At 74.8% G+C, this 24,143-nt stretch carries 19 protein-coding genes; 13 read left to right on the top strand and 6 right to left on the bottom strand.

Annotated features, from left to right (window positions below):
* The first annotated feature begins 151 nt into the window (after window positions 1-151).
* The 5 genes from ACFC2L_RS15225 to ACFC2L_RS15245 all read left to right on the top strand — a co-directional run bounded on the left by ACFC2L_RS15225 (window position 152) and on the right by ACFC2L_RS15245 (window position 5,876).
* Complete coding sequence (locus tag ACFC2L_RS15225; protein WP_375825120.1) at window positions 152-748, top strand: 50S ribosomal protein L25/general stress protein Ctc; 597 nt, start codon at window positions 152-154, stop codon at window positions 746-748.
* A 159-nt stretch (window positions 749-907) separates the two neighbouring features.
* Window positions 908-1,510, top strand: a complete 603-nt coding sequence (gene pth, locus ACFC2L_RS15230; protein WP_375825121.1) for an aminoacyl-tRNA hydrolase — start codon at window positions 908-910, stop codon at window positions 1,508-1,510.
* 114 nt (window positions 1,511-1,624) lie between these two features.
* Window positions 1,625-2,791, top strand: coding sequence for a glycosyltransferase (locus ACFC2L_RS15235; protein ID WP_375825122.1), 1,167 nt, complete (start codon window positions 1,625-1,627; stop codon window positions 2,789-2,791).
* Window positions 2,788-4,677, top strand: a complete 1,890-nt coding sequence (locus ACFC2L_RS15240) for a hypothetical protein (protein WP_375825123.1) — start codon at window positions 2,788-2,790, stop codon at window positions 4,675-4,677. Before ACFC2L_RS15235 ends, ACFC2L_RS15240 begins: the two co-directional genes overlap by 4 nt.
* Window positions 4,674-5,876, top strand: coding sequence for a glycosyltransferase (locus tag ACFC2L_RS15245; RefSeq protein ID WP_375825124.1), 1,203 nt, complete (start codon window positions 4,674-4,676; stop codon window positions 5,874-5,876). Before ACFC2L_RS15240 ends, ACFC2L_RS15245 begins: the two co-directional genes overlap by 4 nt.
* Here ACFC2L_RS15245 and ACFC2L_RS15250 read toward each other — a convergent pair.
* The 5 genes from ACFC2L_RS15250 to ACFC2L_RS15270 all read right to left on the bottom strand — a co-directional run bounded on the left by ACFC2L_RS15250 (window position 5,830) and on the right by ACFC2L_RS15270 (window position 12,647).
* Entirely contained in the window at window positions 5,830-7,005 is a 1,176-nt protein-coding gene (locus ACFC2L_RS15250; RefSeq protein WP_375825125.1) for a glycosyltransferase, read from the bottom strand. The genes ACFC2L_RS15245 and ACFC2L_RS15250 overlap by 47 nt on opposite strands.
* Entirely contained in the window at window positions 7,002-8,033 is a 1,032-nt protein-coding gene (locus ACFC2L_RS15255) for a glycosyltransferase family 4 protein (protein WP_375825126.1), read from the bottom strand. The genes ACFC2L_RS15250 and ACFC2L_RS15255 overlap by 4 nt, the downstream gene beginning before the upstream one ends.
* Window positions 8,030-9,202, bottom strand: a complete 1,173-nt coding sequence (locus ACFC2L_RS15260) for a glycosyltransferase family 4 protein (protein ID WP_375825127.1) — start codon at window positions 9,200-9,202, stop codon at window positions 8,030-8,032. Before ACFC2L_RS15260 ends, ACFC2L_RS15255 begins: the two co-directional genes overlap by 4 nt.
* Window positions 9,199-10,518, bottom strand: coding sequence for an O-antigen ligase family protein (locus ACFC2L_RS15265; protein WP_375825128.1), 1,320 nt, complete (start codon window positions 10,516-10,518; stop codon window positions 9,199-9,201). Before ACFC2L_RS15265 ends, ACFC2L_RS15260 begins: the two co-directional genes overlap by 4 nt.
* 89 nt (window positions 10,519-10,607) lie before the next feature.
* Window positions 10,608-12,647: a glycosyltransferase gene (locus tag ACFC2L_RS15270; RefSeq protein WP_375825129.1), complete on the bottom strand. Its 2,040-nt coding sequence runs from the start codon at window positions 12,645-12,647 to the stop codon at window positions 10,608-10,610.
* A gap of 160 nt (window positions 12,648-12,807) precedes the next feature.
* On the opposite strand from ACFC2L_RS15270, the gene ACFC2L_RS15275 reads away from it, so the two are divergent.
* The 8 genes from ACFC2L_RS15275 to ACFC2L_RS15310 all read left to right on the top strand — a co-directional run bounded on the left by ACFC2L_RS15275 (window position 12,808) and on the right by ACFC2L_RS15310 (window position 23,061).
* Window positions 12,808-13,743 (top strand): glycosyltransferase family 2 protein, encoded by a 936-nt coding sequence (locus tag ACFC2L_RS15275; protein WP_375825130.1) that lies wholly within the window; start codon window positions 12,808-12,810, stop codon window positions 13,741-13,743.
* A gap of 118 nt (window positions 13,744-13,861) precedes the next feature.
* A complete protein-coding gene (locus tag ACFC2L_RS15280) occupies window positions 13,862-14,935 on the top strand; it encodes a GNAT family N-acetyltransferase (protein ID WP_375825131.1) in 1,074 nt (357 codons plus the stop codon).
* Window positions 14,932-16,110, top strand: a complete 1,179-nt coding sequence (locus ACFC2L_RS15285; protein ID WP_375825132.1) for a RimK family alpha-L-glutamate ligase — start codon at window positions 14,932-14,934, stop codon at window positions 16,108-16,110. Before ACFC2L_RS15280 ends, ACFC2L_RS15285 begins: the two co-directional genes overlap by 4 nt.
* A gap of 112 nt (window positions 16,111-16,222) precedes the next feature.
* Window positions 16,223-17,905: a hypothetical protein gene (locus ACFC2L_RS15290; protein ID WP_375825133.1), complete on the top strand. Its 1,683-nt coding sequence runs from the start codon at window positions 16,223-16,225 to the stop codon at window positions 17,903-17,905.
* A gap of 70 nt (window positions 17,906-17,975) precedes the next feature.
* Window positions 17,976-20,279: a hypothetical protein gene (locus ACFC2L_RS15295; protein ID WP_375825134.1), complete on the top strand. Its 2,304-nt coding sequence runs from the start codon at window positions 17,976-17,978 to the stop codon at window positions 20,277-20,279.
* Between the two features lie 34 nt (window positions 20,280-20,313).
* The gene (locus tag ACFC2L_RS15300; protein WP_375825135.1) at window positions 20,314-21,255 is read left to right on the top strand and encodes a glycosyltransferase; all 942 of its coding nucleotides are present in this window, start codon (window positions 20,314-20,316) and stop codon (window positions 21,253-21,255) included.
* Between the two features lies 1 nt (window position 21,256).
* Window positions 21,257-22,096 (top strand): polysaccharide deacetylase family protein, encoded by an 840-nt coding sequence (locus ACFC2L_RS15305; RefSeq protein WP_375825136.1) that lies wholly within the window; start codon window positions 21,257-21,259, stop codon window positions 22,094-22,096.
* Window positions 22,093-23,061, top strand: a complete 969-nt coding sequence (locus ACFC2L_RS15310) for a glycosyltransferase (RefSeq protein ID WP_375825137.1) — start codon at window positions 22,093-22,095, stop codon at window positions 23,059-23,061. Before ACFC2L_RS15305 ends, ACFC2L_RS15310 begins: the two co-directional genes overlap by 4 nt.
* Window positions 23,062-23,077: 16 nt before the next feature.
* Here the strand turns inward: ACFC2L_RS15310 and ACFC2L_RS15315 are convergent, their stop codons facing one another.
* Window positions 23,078-24,088, bottom strand: a complete 1,011-nt coding sequence (locus ACFC2L_RS15315) for a glycosyltransferase family 4 protein (protein ID WP_375825138.1) — start codon at window positions 24,086-24,088, stop codon at window positions 23,078-23,080.
* Between the last annotated feature and the right edge of the window lie 55 nt (window positions 24,089-24,143).

A 24,143-nucleotide genomic window follows, 5' to 3' on the forward strand; every position in this document is an offset into this window, starting at 1 on the left:
CCGTTATCGACTGGGCGGTCGTCCTCCTGCGCGCCCGTCACACGTCCCGCGCCGACGCAGCCGCCCGTCCGGGTGGCCCTCTCAACCGTCCGGACAGCCGACCGCTCCCCACTGGTGGCCGGCCCGCAACGTTCTTCCAGGAGTGATCCACGTGTCTGAGATCAAGCTCGCCGCCGAGGCCCGTACCGAGTTCGGCAAGGGTGCCGCCCGCCGCGTCCGCCGCGCCGGCAAGATCCCCGCGGTCCTCTACGGCCACGGCACCGACCCGCTGCACGTGACCCTGCCGGGGCACGAGACGATGATGGCGCTCAAGCACTCGAACGCGCTGTTCTCGATCGAGCTCGACGGCAAGGCCCAGCTCGCGATCGCCAAGGACGTCCAGCGCGAGCCGGTCCGCAACGTCATCGAGCACGTCGACCTGCTCATCGTGAAGAAGGGCGAGAAGGTCGAGGTCGAGGTGCCGGTGCACGTCGTGGGCGAGTCGGTCCCCGGCACGATCCACCTGCTCGAGCAGCTCACCCTCGTGGTCGAGGCGGACGCGACGCGCCTGCCCGACTCGATCGAGGTCTCCGTCGAGGGCCTCGAGGCCGGCTCGGTCGTGTACGCGGGCGACGTCGCGCTGCCGGAGGGCGTCACCCTCGTGACGGACGCCTCGGCCGACGTCCTCATCGTCAGCGAGCCCAAGGTCGAGGCCTCCGAGGACGAGGCCGCCGAGGCCGCCGCTCCTGCCGAGGCTGCCGCGGAGTGATCCTCCCCGTCGTCGGCTGACGCCACGACGACCCGCGTCGGACGCCCGGTACCGTGACGGTGCCGGGCGTCCGTGCGCCCGCACACCGCACCACCACCAGCCGTACCCCCCGCCGGCGCGCAGCCCGAGCCGGGACCCGGACGAAGGACGAGGGACGACATGACCGACCAGCCGTGGCTCGTCGTCGGGCTCGGCAACCCCGGGCCGACGTACGCGGGCAACCGCCACAACCTGGGCCACATGGTCCTCGACGTCCTCGCAGGGCGCGCCGCCGCGCGGTTCGCGCGGCACCCGCGGGCGCAGGCCGCCGTCGCCGAGGCCCGCATCGGCATGCTGCCCGGCGGGCGGCCCGGGCCGCGCGTCGTCCTGGCCAAGCCCACGACGTACATGAACGTCTCCGGCGGCCCCGTGTCCGGGCTCGCGAAGTACTACGGGATCGACCCGGACCACGTCGTCGTGGTCCACGACGAGGTCGACATCCCGTTCGGCGCCGTGAAGCTGAAGATCGGCGGCGGCGAGGGCGGGCACAACGGCCTGCGCGACATCAGCAAGGCCCTGGGCACCAAGGACTACGTGCGCGTGCGCGGGGGCGTCGGCCGTCCCCCGGGCCGCCAGGACACCGCCGACTTCGTGCTCAAGGACTTCAAGGGCGCCGAGGCCAAGGAGCTGCCGTTCCTGCTCGACGACGCGGCGGACGCCGTCGAGATGCTGCTCACCGACGGCCTGCTCGCCGCGCAGGGGAAGTTCCACACCAAGGCGTAGGGCGTGTCGAACGCACCGTGACGCCCGTTTTCACCCGGGTGAGGTCCCTTCGTCCCCCTCTCCGGGCGGCCCCTCCGACCTAGGCTGGTTGCCTGCGTTCGCGAGGGAGGACCGATGACCCACGGTGTCGCGCTCGCGCACGACTACGCGACCCAGCGTGGCGGCGCGGAGCGGGTCGCGCTGCTGCTCGCGGGCGCGTTCCCCGGCTCGCCCATGTACACGACGCTGTACGACCCGGTCGGCACGTTCCCCGAGTTCGGCTCGCTCGACCTGCGCACGTCCGCGCTCGACCGGGCCGCGCTGCTGCGCCGGAACCACCGGGTCGCGCTCCCGTTCCTCGCGCCCGCCGTCGACCGTCAGCGCGTCGAGGCCGACGTCCTGCTCGCGTCGTCCACCGGGTGGGCGCACGGCTACCGCGGGGCGCGGCGCACGGTCGTCTACTGCCACGCCCCGGCGCGGTGGCTGTACCAGCGCGACCGGTACCTCGGGCCGTCCGAGGGCTCCGCCGCGCACCGTGCCCGACGCCGTGCCGCAGCCACCGCGCTCGGCCTCCTCTCCCCGGGGCTGCGCCGGTGGGACGGCGCCGCCGCGCGGCGTGCGGACGTCTACCTCGCCAACTCGACCGTGACGCAGCGCGCGATCCGCGACGCCTACGGGATCGAGGCGGAGGTGCTCGCACCGCCGCCCGCGATGCTCCCCGACGGGGAGGAGCGCGCCCTGCCGGGCGTGGAGCCCGGCTTCCTCCTGTGCGTGGCGCGCCTGCTGCCGTACAAGAACGTCGACGTCGTCGTCGAGGCGGCGCTCGCGACGGGCCGTACGCTCGTCGTCGTCGGGGACGGTCCCGACCGCGCGCGCCTGGAGGCGCAGGCGGCACGCGGGGGCGGCCGGGTGCACCTGCTCGGCCGCGTCGACGACGCGACGCTGCGCTGGGTCTACCGGAACGCGTCGGCGCTCGTCGCGGCGTCGTACGAGGACTACGGGCTCTCGCCGCTGGAGGCCGGGGCGTTCGGCCGGCCGAGCGTCGTGCTGCGTGACGGCGGCTACCTCGACACCGTCGTGGACGGCGTCAACGGCGTGTTCTTCGACGCGCCGCGGCCCGACCTCGTGGCCGAGGCCGTCGAGGTGGCGACGGGGCGCACGTGGGATGATGACGCAGTCATGGCGCACGTCGCGACGTTCGGCCGTGAGCGGTTCGTCGCGCGGTTGCGGAGCGTCGTGGCCCAGCAGCAGGACCACACCGTCGGCGCGGGCCGACCCGGTGGGGGGAGATCGCAGGGATGACCATCAGGGAGTTCGTCCGTACCGTCTGGGCGGGCAAGTACTACGTCCTCGCGGCGGTCCTCGTCGTCGTGGCCGGAGCGCTGTTCTACCTCGACCGTCAGGAGACGATGTACCGCGCGACCGCGACGGTCCAGCTCTACGGCGTGCAGAGCGCGCAGGGCGGGGAGTCGCTCGTCGAGGTGACGGTGGCGACCGACGCCGACGACGTCACCGCGCCCGAGGTAGCGGAGGCGGCCGCGACGGCGCTCGGCGCACCCGGGTCGGCGGACGAGCTCGCGGACCTGGTCTCCGCCCACGTGGACGGTGAGAGCAGCACGGTCAGCATCGACGCCACGACCCCGGACGAGGCGTGGTCCGTCGACGTGGCGAACGCCTTCGCCGATGCCTACGCCGAACAGCTCGTCGTGCTGCAGTCGGCTCAGGTCGAGGAGATCGAGGCCCGCCGTCAGGCGCTCGCCGAGCAGCTGGTCGGTGTCCGTACGCGCCTGCAGGCCGACACCGGCGATCCGCTGGCCTCGGCCGAGCAGGACATCATCGTCGACGACTACTCCGCGCTCACGGTGCAGATCAACTCGCTGCGGGGCATCACGGTGCCGGGAGAGGTCGTCGCACCAGCGACCGGCGCCGAGCCGCTCGGGCTCTCCCGTGCGACGGTGCTCGCGCTCGCCGCGCTCGTTGGCCTGGTCGCAGGGATCGGCCTGGCGTTCGCTCGGCGTGGCCTCGACGTCCGCGTGCGCACGGCGGCGGAGTCGACACGGCTCACCGAGACGCCGGTGCTTGCCGAGCTCTACGGCACGCGGCCCGCGGAGAAGGAGTTCGTGCACACGCACGCGCTTCCCGTCGCGAGCAAGGTCGCGACGCCCTTCACCGAGTCGATCCGCGAGCTGCGCACCGCCGTGCAGGTGTCCACCGCAGGCATGAAGCACGCGGTCGTCGTCGTCACGGCGGCCGACCCGTCGGCGCCCCGCTCGTTCATCACGGCCAACCTCGCGGCATCGTTCGCGCTGAGCGGCCGACGCACGGTGGCGCTGTCCGGCGACCTGCGGCGCCCGCAGCTCGACCGCATGCTCCCGGCTCCCGACGACTGGGACGGGCAGGACCAGGAGCTGCGCCCGACCGCGGTGCCGAACCTCCGGGTCATGCCGGTGCCCGAGGAGGAGATGGACCCGGCGGACTTCCTCGCGACGGAGCGCGCGCGGGGTCTCGTCCGGAGCCTGCGCGACCACGCGGAGGTGGTCGTGGTCGACGCGCCCCCCGTCCTGGCGGCGGCCGACGCGACGATCCTCGGTGGCTACGCGAACGGCGTCGTGCTCATCGCGTCGGCCGGGCGCACTGACCGCGCTGTGCTCGCCGAGGCGACGGAGCGGCTGCGCGTCAGCAACGTCCCGCTGCTCGGCATCGCGCTGACCGGGGTCACGGGCGACCGGCGGATGCTCTACGCGTCCACGTACGGCGACGACACGGAGCAGGAGACCAGGCAGGGTGGCGCCCAGGCACCGGCGCCCTCCGTCGTTCCCGCCGCGACAGAGCGGCCCGCGACCGGGCGGTCAGACGCCCCCGCAGAGCCGTCCGGGCAGGCGGGCTCCGGTCGGCCGGATGGCGAGCCCGTCGCGGACGACTCCGGGCGCTCCGTCGGAACGCGACGTGCCTCGGTCGCCGCGGCGGCGGTCGCGGTCGACGACGCGGTGGGGCGCCCCACGCCACCCACAGTGCCCGCCCGCGGCGCGCCGGCGGCCGACGGTGCGGCGGCGCCCACCGCTGCGCGGGGTCCGGGCAAGCGGCACGCCGTGCTCGCCCCGGCGTGGAGCAAGGTCGAGCCGGCGACCCCGGACGAGTCCGGCGACGAGACCGCACCGGACGAGCGCAAGCGTCCCTTCCGGTGGTGACCTCCCCGGGCGGTCCGCCGCTCCGGGTCCTCGTCCTCGACCACACCGCGGAGCTCGGCGGCGCCGAGCTCGCGCTCGTGCGCACCTGCGCGGCGCTCGGGCCCGAGGTCGACGTCCGGGCGCTGCTCTTCGCCGACGGTCCCCTGCGCGCGCGCCTCGAGGAGCTCGGCGTGCGGGTCGACGTCGTGCCGCTCGCGCCGTCCGTGGCGACCGCCGACCGCGAGCGTGCGGGGCGGCTGTCCGTCGCGGCGCTCGGGGGCGCCCTGCGCACGGTCCCCTTCCTCTGGCGGCTCGCGCGGCGCGTGCGGGCGCTGCGGCCCGACGTCGTGCACACGACGTCGCTCAAGGCAGACCTCCTGGGGATCGTGCCGGCGGCGCTCGCGCGCCGGCCGCTCGTGTGGCACGTCCACGACCGTATCGCCCCCGACTACCTGCCCGGGCCGCTCGTCCGGGTCGTGCGGGCCCTGGCGCGCCGGGTCCCGGCGGCCGTGGTCGCGAACTCCCGCGCGACGGCGGCCACGCTCCCCGTCACGACGGCGGTCGCGTACCCGGGGTTCGCCCCGGAGCAGGTGGCGGGCGCCGAGGGCGCGCTCGCGGCCCGCGCCGAGGTGCCGGAGCCCGTGGTGGACATGGTCGGCCGGCTCAGCCCGACCAAGGGCCAGCTCGAGATGGTGCGCGCGCTGCGCACGGTCGTGGACGCCGTGCCGGCGGCGCGGCTGCGGGTCGTCGGGGAGCCCGCGTTCGGGGCCGAGGACTACGCGGCGCAGGTCCGGGCCGAGGTGACCCGGCTCGGGCTCGACGACCACGTCGACCTCGTCGGGTTCGTGCCCGACCCCCGCGCGGAGCTCGACCGGGCGGCGGTGTGCGTGCACGCGTCGCCGGTGCCGGAGCCGTTCGGGCAGGTCGTCGTCGAGGCGATGGTGCGCGGCGTCCCCGTCGTCGCGACGCGGGCGGGCGGCGTCGAGGAGATCCTCGACGACCCCGAGACGGGGCCGGGGGCGCTCGGCCTCCTCGTGCCGCCCGGCGACGTTGACGCGCTCGCCGCCGCGGTGCTCGACGTGCTGCACGACCCCGCCGCGGCCCGCGAGCGCGCGCTCCGGGCGCGCGCGTCGGCACTGCGCAGGTTCCCCGTGGAGCGCACGGCGCGCGTGCTCACGGACGTCTGGACGTCCGCGCCCGGACGAGGGCGGCGCGCATGAGCGCGGCCTGACCGCGCCAGGTCGGGACGTCGGGCGGGTCGCCGGAGAGCTCGCCGGTCCGCGGGGGCGTCGCGCCGACGAGCGCGGCCAGCACCGCCGCGGGGAAGTCGTCGCCGACGGCGACACGTGCTCCTGGCTCGTCCCGGAACCCCGCCACCGGCGTCGACACGACGGGCCGCTCCACGGCCCGGTACTCGTAGAGCTTGATGGGGTCCAGGCTGTCGGTGAACGCGTCGACGACGTGCGGGACGAGCAGGACGTCGGCGTGGCGCAGGTAGGCCGGCACCGTGGTCCAGGGACGCGGCCCGAGGAGCACGACCCCGGCGCGCGCGAGGTCCGCGTGCTCGGCGGCGGACAGGTCCACCACCGGCCCGACGAGCACCACCCGGGCGTGCCCGTCGAGCGCGCGGGCGGTGGCGAGCAGGAGCGGCACGTCGAACCGGTCGGGGTGCACGGTCCCGACGTAGAGCGCGACCCGGCCCGCCGGGAGGTCGGCCGGGCGGGCGAACGCGCGGCGGTAGCGGTCGAGGTCGACCCCGTTCGTCAGGAGCGTCACGTCGCGGGCCGCTCCCTTGCGGGCGACCAGCCCGGTGGAGCACACCGTGACCTCGGCGCACCGGTCCAGCAGCGTCGCCTCGTCCTCGACGAGGCGCGCGTGCTCGGCGGGGGAGCGGTCGGCGGCCAGCCAGTCGTCGGTGACGTCGTAGAGCGCGGGCCAGCCCGTGCGCCGCACGACGGCGGCGCCGGACGGGTCGTTGACCCACAGCACCGGGCGGCGCAGGCCGGCGCGGGCCACGGCACGCTCGACCGACCGCGCGAGCCGGACGTCCACGCGCGGGTCGACCTTGCGGGGGAGCCACTTGGTCGGCTCGTGGAGGAGCACGCGGCCGGGGGCGATCCCGTCCACGGCGGGCGCGGCGCGCAGACCGCGGCCGGGGCGCGGGACGCCGCGCCGACTGAGCCGGTGCAGCGGGTCGGACGCCGGCTCGACGAACAGCACCCGGGCCGTCGGGTCGGTGCGGCACAGCTCCGCGACGAGGTACTGGTTGCGGCGCCACACGTCGTCCCAGCGTTCGAGCGACAGGACGACGACGTCGCCCGCGCCCGCACCGCCCGCGGCGGCCGTCACGCGAGCACCGCGCGGTAGACGGCGTCCGTCCCGGCGACCTGGGCCGCCGGCGTGAAGCGCTCGCGCTGGACGGCGCGACCGGCCGCGGCGCAGGCGTCGCGGCGCGCGGGGTCGGCCGCGAGGGCGGCCAGGGCCCGGCCGGCGGCGCCCGGGTCGAGCGCCGGGTAGAGGGTGAGCGGGTCGATCCCGTCGAGCGTCTCGCGGTGCCCGCCCGCCGCGGAGGCGATGACGGGCAGGCCGCTCGCCATCGCCTCGAGGACGCTCAGCCCCAGCCCCTCCACGGGGCACGGCGCGACGAGCAGGCCCGCGCGGCCCAGGAGGGCGTCGACGTCGTCGCGCGCCCCGAGGAACGACGCGGCGTCCGCGATGCCGAGCGACCGGGAGAGGCCCTCGAGCGCCGTCCGCTGCGCGCCGTCGCCCGCGACCTCGAGGCGCCAGCCGCGGTCCGCGAGCCCCGACGCCGCGAACGCCTCGAGCGCGAGGTCGGTGCGCTTCTCGGCCTCGAGCCGCTGGACGACCAGCACGACGTCGTCGCGCGCGGCGGCGGCTCGACCGTCCGGACGGTCCGCCACGCCGGGGTGCACCACGACGCTGTCGCCCTCGACGTGGTCCGCGACGTACCGGCTGATGGCGATCTGCGCCCGGACCGGCGACGCGGCGACGACCGCGACGAGCCGCCCCCGGGCCCCGGTGCCGCGCCGCCGGGCGAAGTGGCGCGTCGAGACCACGGGAGGGAACCCGCGCGTCGTGCGGGCCGCGACGGCGGCGGCGACCTCGGCCGCCGTCATGTGCACGTGGACGACGTCGGCGGCAGCGCCGTGCGCCCGCAGCGCACGCACGACGTCGCCGGTCGAGGCCGCGGGGAGGAGGGGCACCGTGGGGTCGTCCACCGTCGCGCGCATGCCGTCGGGCGCGCCGCCGACCACGGCGACGTCGTGGCCCGCCGCCGACTGCGCGCGCGCGAGCCGTGCCACGTGCCGCTCGACGCCGGCGAAGCCGTCGGACCGGACGGCGTGGAGGATCCTCACGGGCGGTGCTCCGATCGTGCGGCGGCGAGCGCCGCCGCGAGCTCGAGATAGCGACGTGCGACGGCGTCCCAGTCGTGCCGCTCGGCGGTGGCGCGCGCCCGTGCGGAGATCTTGCGGCGCGCGTCGTCGTCCAGGGCCACGACGGCCGCGAGACCGCCGCGGACCCCCTCGACCGTCCGGTCCACCAGCCAGCCGGTGACCCCGTCCTCGACCACGTCGGGTGCGTAGCCCACGGGGGTGGCGACGACCGGGACCCCGCACGCGAGCGCCTCGAGCACGACGAGCGCGTTCGCCTCGTAGGCGCTCGGCAGGGCGAGCGCGTCGGCCGCGTGGAGCCAGGGCCGCGGGTCCGGCACGCGGCCCGCGAGGTGCACGCGGTCGGTCGTCCCGAGGCGGGCGACCCGGGCCCGGACGTCCGCGAGCATGTCGGGCGTCCCGCCCACGACGCTCACGTGGACGTCGGGCAGGTCCGCGGCCGCGGCGAGCACGAGGTCGAGGCCCTTGCGGTCGAACTCGTGCCCGACGAACACCACGTGGACGGCGCCCTCGGGCACGCCCGCCGCGGCCCGCGCCGCGGCGCGCTCGGCGGGCGAGGGCGGCGCGAAGCGTGCGACGTCCACGCCGTTGCCGATCACCACGGCGCGCGCGCGCAGCCGCGGGTACGTGCTGCGCAGCGCGTCCCGCTCGGACCGCGTGAGGTTGACGACGACGCGGTGGGCGCGGCCGCGGTACCGGAGCGCGTCGCGCGCCGCCGTGAAGAGGTGCAGCGGGTTGCGGGCCATGCGCCACGCGTACCCCCCGCGGGCCCGCATGGCGACCCGGAGGATGCCGTGGTTGACGTACACGTCGCCGGCGAGGACGTCGTTGTGGCAGATCGAGACCACCGCGTCCCCGGTTCCCCGGCCCGCGCGGCGCTCGCGGGCGACCCGGCGCCGCGCGAGGGCCGTGCCCACGGTGGAGAACCACACGACCCGGGCGAGGAGCACGAGCCGGCCCCGGACGCCCGGCCCCGGCTCGGGGAGCCACGCGCCCCGCGCGTCGGCGAGCGTGAAGCGTCCGGTCGCGACCCCGGCGCGCTCGAACGCCGCCTCCAGGTGGTGCGCGACGCCGCCCACGCCGCTGCCCGGGGCGATCTCGGGGGCGATCTGCAGGATCCGCAGGTCGGTCATCGTTCGGCCATCTCCCGTACGGATCGCAGCTCGTCGAGAGGGAGCTCTCGACCGGTCGCGTCGCGGGCGTGCTGCCGCGACTCGGCGTAGGACTCGGCGCCCAGGCACACGCCCACGATGACGAAGGGGACCGTCACCTGGACGGACACCCAGAAGAGGTCGAACTGGCCCTGGACGAAGCGCATCATGAGCATCGAGAACGCGAGCGTCCCGAAGCGCGGGTTGATGCGCCACAGCACGACCATCCCGCCGAGGAACAGCGCGAGGAAGCCGACCAGCCCCACGATCCCGGCGGACGACAGGACTTCGAGCTCGACGTTGGGCGGCTGGAACACGAACTCCGTGACGCCCGCGGTCCACCACCGCAGCCCCATCCCGACCCACGGGCTGCGCTGCCACACGTCGATCGAGTCGGCGTACCAGGTGAGCCGCTGGTTCGCGGAGTTGAACTCGTTCCCCGACTCGAGCTGTTCCTGCACCGCGAGCACGACGAAGTAGATCGCCGGGATCGCGGCGAGCAGGATGAGCTTCGAGCGCTTGCGGTCGGGGTCGCCGCGCAGCGTGATGAGCATGATGCCGATCGCGAGACCGATGAGGGCCTGGCGCGCCTGCGCGGCGAGCACGCCGAGCGAGCAGAGCCAGAACGCCCCGAGCGAGAACCAGCGGGGCCAGCCCACCCACCACGGGCGCGCGTAGGCGGTGAGGGCGGCGAACGCGAGCACGCACCCGATGAAGTTCTTGTGCATCGAGAGCGGCGCGTCGATGTACACCGGACCCGTGTTGCCCGCCGCGAGCTGCTGGAGCGCGACGAGGCAGGTCTGCGCCGCGATCGCGAGGCAGGGCAGCAGGAAGAGGGTCAGGCCGAGCCGGGCGCGGCCCGAGCGGCCGACCGCCCAGCCGACGACGAGCGCGCCCGCGACCGACAGCCAGGCGTGGAACCACTCGACGACGTTCGCGCTGAACGGGTTGACGAGCACCGTGAAGAGGGTCGCCACCTGGTAGACGAACGACAGCCAGAGCATCGCCCGCATGGGCCGCGAGAAGGGCCGGGGCGAGAAGAAGAGCGCGAACCAGAACGCCCCGAACAGCGCGAAGTCGCTGAGCGAGAGGTCGACCCCGCCCCCGCCGACGCGCTGGACGATCACGAGCGCCGGCATCGCGAGGATCGGGAGAGCCACGGGCTCGTACGCGGTGAGCCCCACCACGAGCACGAGCAGCGCGCCCGCCAGAGCGGCCATCTGGAGCTCCGGCACGACGAAGCCCAGGACGCCGAGGAGCGCGACGACGACCGCGCCCCCCGCGGTCCATCCGGCCACGGTCCGCGTCCGTTCTGCCACGGCACCGCGTACCCGCGGGACGTGGTAGAGGACCGGGCGGCGACGGGAGAGCCCCACGGAGGGAGGGGTCACAGCGCGGACTCCGCGCGGACCGGTCCCGTGACGTAGAGGCGGAGCCGACGCCGTGCGCTCTCGCGGCCCTCGCCGCGGAGGGCGACGGTCCGGGCTGCGGCACCGAGCACGGCGCCGACGCGGGCGACCGCCCAACCGACGCGACCGTGGTGCTTGCGCAGGTACCGCTCCTGGGACGCGTGGAAGTGCGTCTCGCGGCGGGCCGGGTCGGTGCTCGTCGCGCCGCCGAGGTGCAGCGCACGCGCGTCGGGCACGACGGCGTGACGCCAGCCGGCACGCACGGCGCGGTACGACCAGTCCGTCTCCTCCGCGTAGAGGAAGAAACGCTCGTCGAAGCAGCCGACGTCGTCGATCGCGGCGGCGCTCAGCAGGAGCACGGATCCGATGACGAACGACCGGTCCGCGGGCGTGCGACGCAGCCGCGCGAGCCCCACGGCCTCGATCCACGTCGCCACCGGGGACGGGAACGGCCACACGACGCGCGCCGTGTGGCCCTCGTCGTCGAACTGCTCCGGACCGACGCTCGCCAGCCCCGGCCGTCCGTGCAGGGCGCGGTGCAGGGTCTCGACGTCCTCGGGCGTGACGACGGCGTCGGGATTGAGGAGCAGGACGTCGGTGCCGGGCGCCTGGCGGTGCGCGAGCGCATGGTTCACACCCGCGGCGAAACCGCCGTTGCGTCCCGGGTCGAGGTAGCGCCCGCCGGCGATCTCGGTGATCTCCCGGATCTCGGGCAGCGACGAGTTGTCGACGACCGTGATCGGAAACTTCCCGGCGAGCGGCGCGAGCGCGTCGCGCACCATGGCGGGCGACCCGTACGCGACGACGACGACCTCGGGCGGCACGTCCACCGCCGCGTCGCCGGCCGTCACGGCGGTTCCTGCGACCGGCTCTGCGACGGGCCCCGTCGTCGCGCCACCCGTGCCGGCCGCGGTCTCGTAGAGCTCCTCGTAGCGGCGTGCGACCTCGGCCCACGAGCACGACGCAGCGCGCTCGACCCCGGCGGTGCGCAACCGTTCGGCGAGGCCGTCCTCGTCGAGGACCCGCACGAGCGCGTCGCGCAGCGCGCCGGGGTCCTCGGGCGCCACCAGCAGTCCGGCACCGCCGACGACGTCGGGCAGCGCGCCCGTCCGGCTCGCCACGACCGGGACGCCGCACGCCATCGCCTCGACCGCGACCCGGCCGAACTGCTCGACCCACCCGGACGTCTCGCGCGACGGCACGGCGAGCACGTCGAGCGAGCGGTAGAACGCGACGAGATCGTCGCCCTCCAGCGGACCGACGAGCCGCACCCTGCTGCCCAACGGTCGCGCGGCCACCTCCAGTGCGGCGCGGTCAGGGCCGTCACCCGCGAGGACGATGTCGAGGCGGTCGTCACCGCCGACCGCATCCAGGAGCAGGTCGACGCCCTTGTGGTGCGCGAGCCGCCCGGCGTACCCGACGCAGAGGCGCCCGGCCGCGTGCCCGGCCCCCGCGACGTCGGGCACGGGCGTCGCGGGGGAGAAGACCGCCGGGTCCACACCGAGCGGGACGGTCTCGACGCGCCCGCGTGCTCCCTTGGCACGTACGATCCGACCGGCCTCGTCGTTGCAGACCGACACGGCAGCCGCGCCCCGCAGAGCGCGGTGCTCGAACCAGCGGAACGGCCACGGGTAGCGCTTGGCGAGGTTCTGCGCCGAGTACAGGACGTACGGGGGAGCGGTGCGTCGGGAGACGAGCGCGCGCAGGTGGCGCAGGGCCAGGATCTCGGCCGTCGCGAGGGCGAACGGCTCCTCGTGCACGTCGAGCACGTCCCACTCCTGGCCGAGCGCGCGCCACAGCACGCGCGGGTCGTAGACGAAGAGAGCCGGGTGCGAGCCGAGCGTCCGCACGCCGCTCACCGGTTCGCCAGGTCGCGGTGCGAGGTCGACGGTCGTGCCGCCCTCGTCCCACGCGCGAGCGGACAACAGTCGCACGTCGACGCCCCGCGCACGCAGCTCCCGCTCGCGCTCGCGCCAGGCGTCGACCACGGCGCTGTGCGAGACGCGGAGGACCCTCATGTGGGAGATTGTCCCCCAGCGGGAGGCGGATCCCGCAGGAATCCGCCGATTTCACCCCACCGGTCCGGTGGCCGGCGACGACTCGCCCCGCGCGGGCACGCGAGCGCCCCCACGCACACGTACGAGACCGGCACGAGGCACGGACGGCAGGAGGAGACAGGTGAGCGGAGCGCGGCCGGCCGACGGCGCCCGTACCGCGGCGCGCGTGAGCGTCGTCGTCGCGACCAACCGCGGCGGCGCCTTCCTGACCGAGGCGCTCGAGTCCGTCCTCGCCCAGACGTACGCTGCCGCCGAGCTCGTCGTGGTGGACGACGGCTCGCCCGAGCCTGACGCCCTGCGGGGGATCGTCGAGGCGATCAGGGTCGAGGAGGGTGCGCCGAGGCCCCGCGTGGTGCGCCGAGCGCCGTCGGGCGTCTCCGCTGCACGCAACGCCGGGGTGAAGGAGACGACCGGCGACCTCGTCGCGTTCCTCGACGACGACGACCGCTGGCACCCCGACCGGCTCCGCCGGCACGTCGAGGCCATGACCGCACGGCCCGACGTCGTCCTGAGCTACTGCGCGATGCGGACGATCGACGCCGACGGCGTGGAGCTCGTCCCGGCCGACCAGCGTCCGGCGACCGACCGGCGTGCCGTGATCCGCGGCCCGGGCGTCATGCTGCCCAACCTCGTGATCCGGCGGGAGACGTTCGACGCGGTAGGCGGGTTCGACCCCGCCTACCGACAGGGTGAGGACCTCGACCTCGTGCTTCACGCGGCGGCACTCGGACCGTTCGGTTTCGTCGCCGACGTGCTCGTGGACTACCGCTACCACGCGTCCAACACCACCCGCTCGCACCGCGACCTCGCGGCGAGCATCCGGGCGATCCTGCGCCGGCACCGCGAGGAGGCGCTCGCGGCGGGGCGTCGGGACCTCGTCGCGGCGTACGACGACCGGCTCCGGACCAACGACCGGTTCGCGTGGTGGAGCGCGGGGCGCGCGGCGCGGGCTGCGCTGAGGGAACGGCATGTCGTCACCGCGTTCGGGGAGGCCGCGTGGGCCGTGCGGTTCGCGCCCACGGCACCGTTCGTCAGGCTGGGTCGCGGCCACGGGTGAACTTGGGGGTGCGGGCGGTCGCACCTGTGCATCGTCGCTACATTGTGGCTATGGCCCGCTCCGGGGGAAGTCGCGAGATCGAGTCGACGACTCCGAGGGCGCACTCACGACCGTCGTGGTGCCCGCCCCGGACGCCGACGTGGTCGCGGCCTGGGACCGCTTGGTCGTCGAGCAGGGCAGACCACGCTCGGCCCCGGCGTGCGTGCTGGCCTGGTACCGGCACGTCCTGCGGGACGACGCGCGCGCCCGCGTCGTCGTCGTGCGGCGCGGTGGCGCGGTCGTCGGGGTCCTGCCCCTCTACGTCGAGCGCGACCGCTGGGACGCGGAGATCGTCCGCATGGCCGGGCACCAGGTGCTCGTCGGTGTCGAACCCGTCGTGGATCCCCGCTGGGCCGACGAGGCGGAGGACGCCTTCGCACGGGCGATCGCGGACCTCCGACCGACCCCCTCCACGGTCGAGCTCGAGTGCACCGGGCACGGTGGTGAGCTCCTCGCGCGCGTCGCTCGCCGGTCCCCGGCCTGGTTCCCGCGCGTGTCGGTCGTCCCGTCCGCCGCCCCGGAGTTCGCCCTCGACGAGGACAGGTACGAGGCATGGCTCGAGCGGCGCCACCGCACCAGCGGGAAGCAGGCGCGCCGTTACGCGCGCCGGCTCGAGGAGCTGGGCTACCGGCCGGTCGTGTCGACCTCGGCGTCGGCCGTCCGCGAGCGGATCCCCGAGCTGCGCCGTCTCTACGGCGAGCGCAAGGAGACACGAGGCGGCTGGGGGATCGGCTTCGGTGCGCGGACCGCGACGATGCTCGCGGACGTCGCGGACAGGCTCGCGATCGACGGGCGCGTGGTTGTGTGCACCTGGGAGCGCGACGGGGTCGCGCTCGCGGCGGACCTCGCGCTCACGGCGGGGACGACGACGACGGCGTGGATCGGAGCCGTGGGGAGTGCCGAGTCCCGGTACTCGCCCGGCCACCTCACCCTCCTCCTGCTGCTCGAGCACGCGCACGCGACCGGATCTGCCGTGCTGGACCTGGGGCCCGGCCAGGAGCCCTACAAGGTCCGCTATGCCAACGCCGAGCGTCCGGTCGAGGCAGCCCTGCTGGAACGACGCTCGCCGCTGCCCGCGCGGTCGGTGCGGGCGCTCGCGACGCCGTCGTTGCGACGTGTCGTCCGGCGTGCCTCCGGGCGGGACGTCCCATGAGCCGGGTACCCCGGCCGGGAGCAGGGCCGACCGTCGTCTTCCTCCAGGACCAGCCCTGGCAGTCGATGCTCCAGCTGTCCGCGGCACTGCGTCGGCACGGTGTCCGCACCCTGCGCGTGGGAGACGTCCGGAGCCGCGACGAGCGACTCATGACCCGATGGGTGTTCGACGCGACGATCACCCTGCACGACTTCCTCGACGCCGGGTTCCTCGACCCGCGCATCGCCGACCTGCAGTGCAGCGAGGTCGACGTCGCTCTGCTCGCACCCCTGGTCGCCGACCTCCGCACCCCGCCCGTGCTCGCGGCGACCCTGAGCCACCGGCTGGCTCACCGTGACAAGCTGGTCGTGTCGACGCTGCTGCGCGCAGCCGGCGTCCCCGTCCCTGACACGTGGCCGGCGGACGACCTCGGGGCGGCGCTCGCGGTGTCGGGGCTACCGGTCGTCGTGAAGAGACGTGTCGGTGCGGGCGGGAGCGGGGTCCTCGTCGCACGAGACGAGGACGAGGTGCGCGCGGCCCTCGGGCGCTGGGGGCCGGACGTGTTCCTCGAACGTTACGAGGCCGGGCCGACGCACCAGTACGGAGCGGTGCACGTCGGCGGAGAGGTCGTCGCGGACGTCGCGTCGCGCAGCGCCTCGGTCCGCGGGACGCACGGACCGGCCGCGCGGGTCGTCGTCGACCAGGACCGGCGCGTGCTCGAGGTCGGTCGGTGCGCGACAGGAGCGCTCGGGGGGACCGGTCTGGTCAACCTGGACCTGCAGATGGGACCCCACGGACCGCTCGTCGTGGACGTCAATCTCCGCGCGTGGGACTCGCTGGTGCCGCTGCGCGGCGCCGGCGTCGACCTCGTCGCGCCGTACGTGGAGACGCTCGGCACTGCTCACCGCCGGTCCCCGTACCGCCGGTCCCCGTACCGCCGGACCCGGTCGAGGTACGCCGGGTCGTTCCCTGCGGACGTCCAGGGCGCGGTGCTGGCGCACCGACCTCTGGCCGCCCTGGGGCGTGCGACGGTCGGCGTACCCCGGTACCTGGTGTGGCTCGGGCCGGGCTACGTGGCGCACGCCCTGTGGCTCGTCGCCCTCGAGTGGCGTGGTGCGCGGCGGCCAGGACGTCGCTCGGGTGAAGTCTCACCGGAGACCGGCGGCGACGGCCTCGCCTGCGCACGTCGTCGGTAGGATGCGGCGGACGACGGACCGGCCATGACCGAGAGGCAGGGAGAGCCATGAGTCCCGGACCCTCCCCGCGACACCTCGGCCCGGCCTGGACGCGGGACGCGCGGACCGCACCGTGAACGACCGCCGCCCGACCGACGACCTGGGCATCGTCCGTGCCACGACCGACGACCAGCCCTGGCGCACGGTGCCCGGTCACGTCCGCGCCACCGTGCGGGAGGCGCGGACGGCCGAGGACGTCGTCGCCGCAATGCTCCAGGGGCCGCGGTCCTGGCCGCTGCACACCGTCCAGGAGCTGCTGCACCCGGCGTCCGGCGCGGTGGCAGCGCTCGTGCCGACCGGTCCGGGAGCGCGGGTCCTGGATCTCGGGACCGGGTGGGCGGCACTCGGTCCGGCGCTGGGCACGCTGGGGGCGGACGTGGTGCGCGCCGACTGGTCGTTGGACCGGTTGCGCTTCGCACGGCTCATGCACGCGGTGCCGGGAGGGGTGGACGTCCACATCGACGTGCGAGACCCGCTCGCCGCGACCTCGCCGGGGTTCGACGTCGCCCTCGCCGACCTGGGCGAGCTCGCCGCCGCCGGACTCGCGCCGCACGAGGCGGAGCGGGTGCTGACAGAGGTGGTCCGGGCGATGTCGCCGTCGGGGAGGCTCGTCATCGGCGCCGAGGAGAGCGTGGTCCGCGCCGTCCTCCGGAGCTCGCGCGGCCGCGAGCGACAGGCCTCGGTACGGCGTCTCGCGCGGCGCAGCGGCCTCCGGGTCGTGGAACGCTACGTCGCGCTCCCGCACCGGGCGGGGTGGCGGGTGCTGGTTCCCGGCGGCGCGGCGCGCCGGTACCTCCTCGAGCACGAACAACGTCACGGGTGGAAGCGGGGCGTGGCGCGCGCACTGACCCGTGGGGGAGGTCACCGTCTTCTCGCGCCCGGGGCGTTCGTGGTCCTCGCGCGCGAGGACCACGGTCCGGGCGCGCAGCGCGCTGCGTCCTGGGCGGACGAGGGCGCCCGAGCCCTGGCGCTGAGCGACGCCCGCGTCGGGCTGGCCGGGCCGCGGTCGTTCGTCAAGATCGCGCTCTCCCCCGATCAGCGGACGGCGCTCGTGGCAGAGCACCAGCGGATGCGTGCGGCGCGCTCGACGCGCCTCGGCCCCTACGTGCTGGAGGCGGAGATGGTCGGGACGGGAGACGTCGTCGGGATCCGGACCCCGGTGGTGCGCTCGCGAGCCGTCGACGTCGCGACCTCGACCCGGGTCGTGGGCGACGTGCTGGCTGCCCTCGACGACACCGACCACGGCCCGGTCAGCGACAGCGTCCTGTGGGCGCGGCTCCGTTCCTCCCGGGGACAGCGCGACATCGCCGAGTGCGAGGCGCAGGGGATCTGGCGGTGGGCCGATCGCACGCTGTCGTCCCGACAGGTGCCACTCGGTCCGTCGCACGGAGACCTCCACCCGGAGAACGTCCTCGTCCCGGCCGGGCGTCCTCCGGTCCTCGTCGACTGGAACCGGTTCGAGCCACGCAACCCCCTGGTGCTCGACGCGCTCTACGCCGCGATCTGTCACGAGCGTGCACGGACGGGCTGTTCGCTCGCCGACGCGCTCGGCCGGGCTGCCGACGACGCGATCCCCGGACCGCTGGCGCGTCGGGCGCACCAGGTACGGGGAGAGCTCGGACCGCTCGATGCCGCCACGCTCGTCCTCCTGGACCGCGTCGCCTCGTACTCGCTGCCGCGACGCCGGCACAAGCCCTGGACCCTCGAGCCGCTGGTCCGGGCGGTCGAGGTCCTCGGACCTCGACTCGTCGAGTGAGCGTGCGACGGCCTAATTTCGCCCGCTCGACGGGTTCGGTGACCCGCGGCGTCCCCCTACGCTGTCCCCTATGGATGCCTCCGACGTTCTGACGCCCGCCCTGCGGGTGCTGGACGTCGGTCCGGCGAGCGCCGCTGCGATGCACGAGCTGGCCGACCGAGGAGTGGACCGTTACCTCGGGCTGGTCGCCCCGCGCACCCTCGGCGACGCGAGTCGTCGGGAGGACGACCCTCGTCTCCAGGAGCTGACCGACCCCGGCGTCGCGCTCCGGTGCTCGACCGACCTGCTGGTCCTGCGGGGCCACCACGCCCGACTGCTCTGGTCGCCCCTGCTCCTTGCCCACGTCCCGTTCGTCGCGGTGGACCGGTCCGCACTGGCGACGCTCGAGCGGGCGGGTGCCGCCGCGTGGGGCCGGCTGACGCGCAAGCTCGACCCTCGCGGCCGGCTGACCCTCGGCGGCGCCGAGCTCGAGGTCTTCGGAGTGCGCCACCGCACTCCACCCGCCACGCGCACCTATCTCAGCCCGGTCTGGGGAGTCGCAGGCCTGGCCGCGCGGCTCGAGCAGGCGGGCCTGCAGCACGCCGTGCTGCGCTGGTTCGATGGCCTGCCAGATCTGGACCCCGGCGAGGACCTCGACATCCTGGTCTCCGACGCGGACCTCGCCGCATTCCGTGCCTTGCTCGCGGAGGAGCCCGGCACGATCCCGGTCGACCTCTACAGCGTCTCGGGGCTCCCCGCGTCGGACTTCCGCGGTGCCGCCTACTACCCTCCGCACCTCGCCCGCACGATCCTGAACGGCGCCGTGCGTCACCGGAGCGGGCTGAGTGTTCCTGGCCCGCTCGACCACCTCCGCTCGCTCACCTACCACGCGGTCTACCACAAGGGAGAGCTGTCGGGCATCGAGTCCCGCTCGCTCGGGCGGCCGGTCACCGACCCCGAGCACGACTATCGCCGCATCCTCGATACGCTCGCCCAGACGCTCGACGTCGAGCTGCCGGCCACGCTCGAGGGCCTGGACGGATTTCTCGGGGACGCGGGCTGGTCACCCTCCCGCGACGCACGGCGGCGCATGGCGCAGTCCAACGGCTGGCTCCGGTCGAGCCTCGTCCCGGACCGTCCCGCCACGGCGCCCGAGCCACCGGAGATGACGGCCTTCGTCGTCCGGGAGCGGACGGCAGCCCACCTCACCACCGACGACGTCGTGGGCGTGCTCGAGCAGCTCGGCTTCGAGGTGCTCGCGGTCCACGACCTCGACGACGCGGCGCGCGAGCGGTGCGCCCAAGCGATCCGTGGCGGGAACTGGGGTTCCGGGCCCCTTCCGCGCAGCGGCGGCGGGCCTGCGTTGCTCGTGGTCGCGCTGCACTACGCCCCGGACCCGGTCGAGCCCTGGATCGCCGCGCAGTATCCGCACCTGACGAACCAGGCGACGTACTGGGCCAAGAACCGGCTACGGGGCCTCGTGGAGCAGCGGGTCGGGTCGGAGGAGCGCTTCAACCCGGTCCACTCCGCGGACGACGAGGAAGAGTCGTGGGAGTACGTGGAGCATGCGGTGCCGGACCAGGTGGAGGCGCTGCGGCGTCTCGTGGACGCGCGCCGTGCCGCGAACCGTCCCGCGGGCGACCTCGTCCGCGTCCTGAGCCGCGGGAGGCGCTCGCGCGTCGAGGTGGTGCGAGCCGCTGACGGCCTGGTCGTGCGCAAGACCTTCCACCCGGGAGCGCGCAGGTTCCTCGATCGCGAGATCCGGGCGATGCGGGAGCAGCTCGTCGGTCTTCCCGGGGTGCCCCCGGTGCTCGACACGGGGGACGGGTGGTTCACGTGCCCGTACTACGAGAACCGGATCGCCGGGCTCGACGAGAGCGGGCGGCTCGTCCCGGTCCGGCACCTGCGACGCATGGTGGCCGTGCTCCGCGCTGTCCACGAGCGCGGATACGACCTCGTCGACGCTCGCCCGCACAACTTCCTCCTGGACCCGGACGCCGGTCTGGTGCTCGTCGACTTCGAGTTCCTGCACGAGTACGGCGACGGAGAGCTGCTGCCGTTCGCGGACAGCTACAACTTCGTCGCGACCCCGGACGGATTCCCGGGCGACGTCCCGGTGGGCGACAACGCCTACGACCTGCGCTGGCTCCCGTTCACGGGTATGCCGCGGGCCGTCCTGGTGGACGGGTCGTCGCTGGTGCAGCACGCGCACCGCGTCCTGCACCGTGCTCGACGGATCAGCGTGGCCCCGGGGGCACCACCGCGTCGCCTCGCCGGGATGACGCTGCGCGCCTCGCGTGACATGGCCCGACGGGTCTATCGGAGAATCGCGCGCCTGGCGCGGTCGCGAGCCGTCTCCGGCGTGTCGTCCGGGACGGAGGCGCGGGATGGGTGAGACGAGCGGACCAGGAGAGGAGAGGACGCGCGACATGACCGACGAGGTGGATCTGAGGCCCTCCCGGAGCGAGGCGCCCACGGTCTCGGTGATCGTCCCGGTGCACAACGACGCCGAGCGGCTGGGCCGCTGCCTCCGGCTGCTGGCGCAGCAGGACTACCCGCGCGACCGGTTCGAGGTGGTCGTCGTGGACAACGCCTCGACGGAGGACCTGCGACCGGCACTCCCGCCGGGCGACGAGCGGTTCCGGGTCGAGCACGAGGCCAGGCGCGGCTCCTACGCGGCGCGGAACAAGGGCGTGGTCTCGTCGGAGGGCGATGTCCTCGCGTTCACCGACGGGGACTGTCTCCCCCGGCCGGGCTGGCTGAGTGCCGGCGTCGAGGCGTTGACGCGCGCACCGGCTCCTGACGCGGTCGGCGGTGCCATCAACCTCGTCTTCCGCGGTGGTAGGGAGCCCCGCAGCGCCCCGGAGCACATGGATGCGATGGAGGGTCTGCCGCAGGAGCACTCGATCGCGACCTACCCGTTCGCGATGACGGCGAACCTCCTGGTCCGTCGGGAGACGTTCGACCGCGTCGGCCCGTTCGACGCCGGCCTGAAGTCGGGCGGGGACCTTGACTGGGGTCTGCGCCTCGATGCGACGGGCGGCTCCTTCCGGTACGCGGCTGACGCCGTCGTGGACCATCCGTCCAGGCCCACGTGGGGCGAGCTGACGCACAAGTCCGTGCGCGTGGCAGGCGGGGTGGCCGATCTCGAGGCGAACCGGCCGGCACGGGAGGTTCTGCGCGGGGTCGGTGGTGAGCTCTGGGATGCGCTCGCGTTCTGGAAGGTGGTATGGACCCTCGACCGTCCTCGCCGGTGGACGTCGCGTGTCGCGCTGGCAGCCGCCTTCGGGTACGTGCGCGTGCTGCGCAGCGGCGTGCGTCTGTCGCGCCTCGTCCGCCGCGGACGCGGACGGTGCCGGGCGGGCGGCTGACGTGATCCGTGGGTCCGCGAGCCTCGGACGGTTCCGGCCGACGGGCCGGCGCTGGTCCGTGCCGGTGCGGCGCCACGTGCTCGACGAGCCGGCGTCGCGTGAGGCGGCACCGGCCGACCGGGCGATCGTGCCCTTCCCGGTCCCCTCGGCGCTGCTCGCCGACTGCGGGGTCTTCTGCGTCGAGACGACGGAGCGCCGCGTGGCCCTGACGTTCGACGACGGGCCGAGCCCGGACGGTACTCCGGGCGTGCTCGAGGCGTTGGGCTCGCACGGGGCGCGCGCGACGTTCTTCGTGCTCGTGAGCCAGGTCGAGGCCCATCTCGACCTGGCCCGGAGGATCGTCGACGAGGGCCATGAGGTGGCACTGCACGGGACCGGGCACGAGTCGCTGCTCGGATATGACGACCACGAAGGGCCGCGCGTGGTCACCGCGGCGCGCGAACGGCTCGAGGAGCTGCTCGGGGTGCGGGTCGACGCCTACCGGCCGCCGTACGGTCACCACACGGCCCGGCAGGCACGCCGCATCCGTCGTTCGGGTCTGGAGGTCGTCCTGTGGTCGGCGGACGCCAGGGACTGGCTCCACGACGACGAGGAGGTGATCGCCCGGCGCGCGCTCGCCGAGATCCGCCCGGGTGGGATCCTCCTGCTCCACGACCACCGTGGCGACCCCGAGACGCTCCGACCGGACGAGGAGCTGCCGCACTTCGACCGCGGGCGGGTCACCGACCTCATCCTGGCGGGCCTCGCCGTGTCCGGGTACACCACCGCGACCGTGGGCGAGCTTCTGACGAGCCACCGGGTGGTACGCAGCCGGTCCGCGCACCGAAGGACGTCTGCGTGAGCAGCCCGGAGCCTCCCGAGCTCAGCGTGGTCGTCCCCGCGTTCGACGCCGTCGAGACCATCGGCGACCAGCTGGCGGCACTCGTCGCGCAGAGCGTCCCCTTCCCGTGGGAGATCGTGGTCGCCGACAACGGCTCGAGGGACGGCACGCGGGAGCTCGTCAGCGATCTCCGTGCGAAGCACCCGGAGATACGCCTCGTCGACGCCTCCGCGCGACGAGGACCGTCAGCAGCGCGCAACGCCGGCGCGCGCGCGGCCCGTGCAACCTTGCTCGCGTTCTGCGACGCGGACGACGTCGTCGGTGAGGGGTGGGTCGTCGCGATGCGGGAGGCGCTGCGGCATTCCGCCCTCGTGACGGGCCGGTGGGAGGGAGACCTCCTCAACCCGGGAGGTGGGTTCCACGTCACGTGGACGACCGACCCGCTCGTCGTGAAGCCCTACCTGCCCTGGCTGGTCGGGACCGGCGCGGGAAACCTCGGGATCCGACGCTCCGTCTTCGAGTCTCTCGACGGCTTCGAGGAGTCGTTGGCTACCTGCGAGGACGTCGACCTGTGCTGGCGCGCCCAGCTGGCGGGCCATCGACTGACCCTGGAACCGACGGCGGTGCTGCACGTCCGCAAGCGCGACGGCCTGCGTGCCACCTTTCGACAGGCGTACGCCTACGCGCTGGGTGACGAGCAGCTGCGGCACCGGTTCGCCCAGGTGATCGCACGGGGCGGACCCGGCGGCGAACGTCGAGATCGCCCCGTGTCGCCCCACCCGGCACGGCGCCGGTCGGTGCGGGGGGCTCTCCTGGGAACCTGGTCGACGATCGTGGGAAAGGCCCGCCGAGGTCGCGGTGGTGTGGCCGACACCGTCTGGCGCCTCGGTGAGTGGTGGGGTCACCGCCGCGGACGTGCTGCCCCAGCCGTCCCGGTGGTCGTGGTCCGCGACGAGTGCGGACCGAGGGACGTCCACCGCGACTGACACGTGCCGCGAGGACTCAGGTCGCGCCGACGGCGAGGGCCCGGTCGAGCTCGGACGCCCGGAGCTCCCACGTGCAGCGCCCGACGTGCTCGCGAGCGCGGCTCGCGGCGGCCGTGAGCGCGGCCTCGTCGTCGGCGAGGGCCGCAAGGATCACGGAGAGGCCGTCGCGGTCCCCGGGCGCGACGAGGAAGCCGGCGTCCCCGACCGCTTCGGGGAGGCCCCCGGCCGACGACGCGACCACCGCCGCTCCCGCCGCCATGCCCTCGAGCGCGGTGAGCCCGAAGGGCTCGTCCCAGATCGAGGGCACTACGACGACGTCGGTGCGCGCGAGGATGGCGGCCAGTCCGGCCCGCGGGACGAACGAGGTGAACCGCACGGGCGAGACGGTCTCGGCAGCCCGTCGGCGGAGGCCCCGCTCGTACTCCGTGAGCGGGGCGTCGGCGGCGAAACCCGGACGGCCCACGACGGTCAGCTCGAGGTCACGGCGGCGCAGGCTCGCGACCGCGTCCAGCAGGACGTGGACCCCCTTGTCGGGGATGACCCGGCCGACGTAGGCGACCCGCAGCGGACCGCCGCGGGGTGGGCGTGGCAGAGCGAACTGCGCGAGGTCGACGCCGTTGCGCACCGTGACGACGCGGGCACGGAGATCCGTCGGCAGGTCCGAGCGGACCTGGTCGGCGAGAAAGTCGCTCACGCAGACGACCAGCTCAGCGGAGCCGAGCACGCGGCGCGCCTCACGTGCGGAGTAGGTACGCAGCACGTGGTTGTGAGCGTAGAGCACGGGCCGGTGGTGGTTGTCGTCGACCAGCGGGACTAGCGCGGGCGCGTTGTGGGCGAGGACGACGGAGGGGGGCAAACGGTGCTGCGCGCCGAGCGTCGGCGCGAGCACCCTCCGGGCGGCGAGCCGTGGAGCCCCGGCTCGCGAGAGCGCGGCATCGAGGTACCGGTCGTACCGCCGCGCGGGCCGTGGGTCGTACTCGACGATGTCGGCGCTGTCGTAACGGTCGGCGTAAGTGCCTCGTGCCACGACGACCTGCGACCGGGGGGCGTCGGGTCGCCGCGACCTGGAGAGGCCGTCCACC

The organism is Cellulosimicrobium sp. NPDC055967 (assembly GCF_042269845.1).
Lineage (GTDB): Bacteria > Actinomycetota > Actinomycetes > Actinomycetales > Cellulomonadaceae > Cellulosimicrobium.

What these genes read in the sequence shown, in the direction of transcription:
- pth (WP_375825121.1), top strand. Translation starts at nt 908, where the DNA reads ATGACCGACCAGCCGTGGCTCGTCGTCGGGCTCGGCAACCCCGGGCCG.
- ACFC2L_RS15235 (WP_375825122.1), top strand. Translation starts at nt 1,625, where the DNA reads ATGACCCACGGTGTCGCGCTCGCGCACGACTACGCGACCCAGCGTGGC.
- ACFC2L_RS15240 (WP_375825123.1), top strand. Translation starts at nt 2,788, where the DNA reads ATGACCATCAGGGAGTTCGTCCGTACCGTCTGGGCGGGCAAGTACTAC.
- ACFC2L_RS15260 (WP_375825127.1), bottom strand. Translation starts at nt 9,202, where the DNA reads ATGACCGACCTGCGGATCCTGCAGATCGCCCCCGAGATCGCCCCGGGC.
- ACFC2L_RS15270 (WP_375825129.1), bottom strand. Translation starts at nt 12,647, where the DNA reads ATGAGGGTCCTCCGCGTCTCGCACAGCGCCGTGGTCGACGCCTGGCGC.
- ACFC2L_RS15285 (WP_375825132.1), top strand. Translation starts at nt 14,932, where the DNA reads ATGAGCCGGGTACCCCGGCCGGGAGCAGGGCCGACCGTCGTCTTCCTC.
- ACFC2L_RS15295 (WP_375825134.1), top strand. Translation starts at nt 17,976, where the DNA reads ATGGATGCCTCCGACGTTCTGACGCCCGCCCTGCGGGTGCTGGACGTC.
- ACFC2L_RS15300 (WP_375825135.1), top strand. Translation starts at nt 20,314, where the DNA reads ATGACCGACGAGGTGGATCTGAGGCCCTCCCGGAGCGAGGCGCCCACG.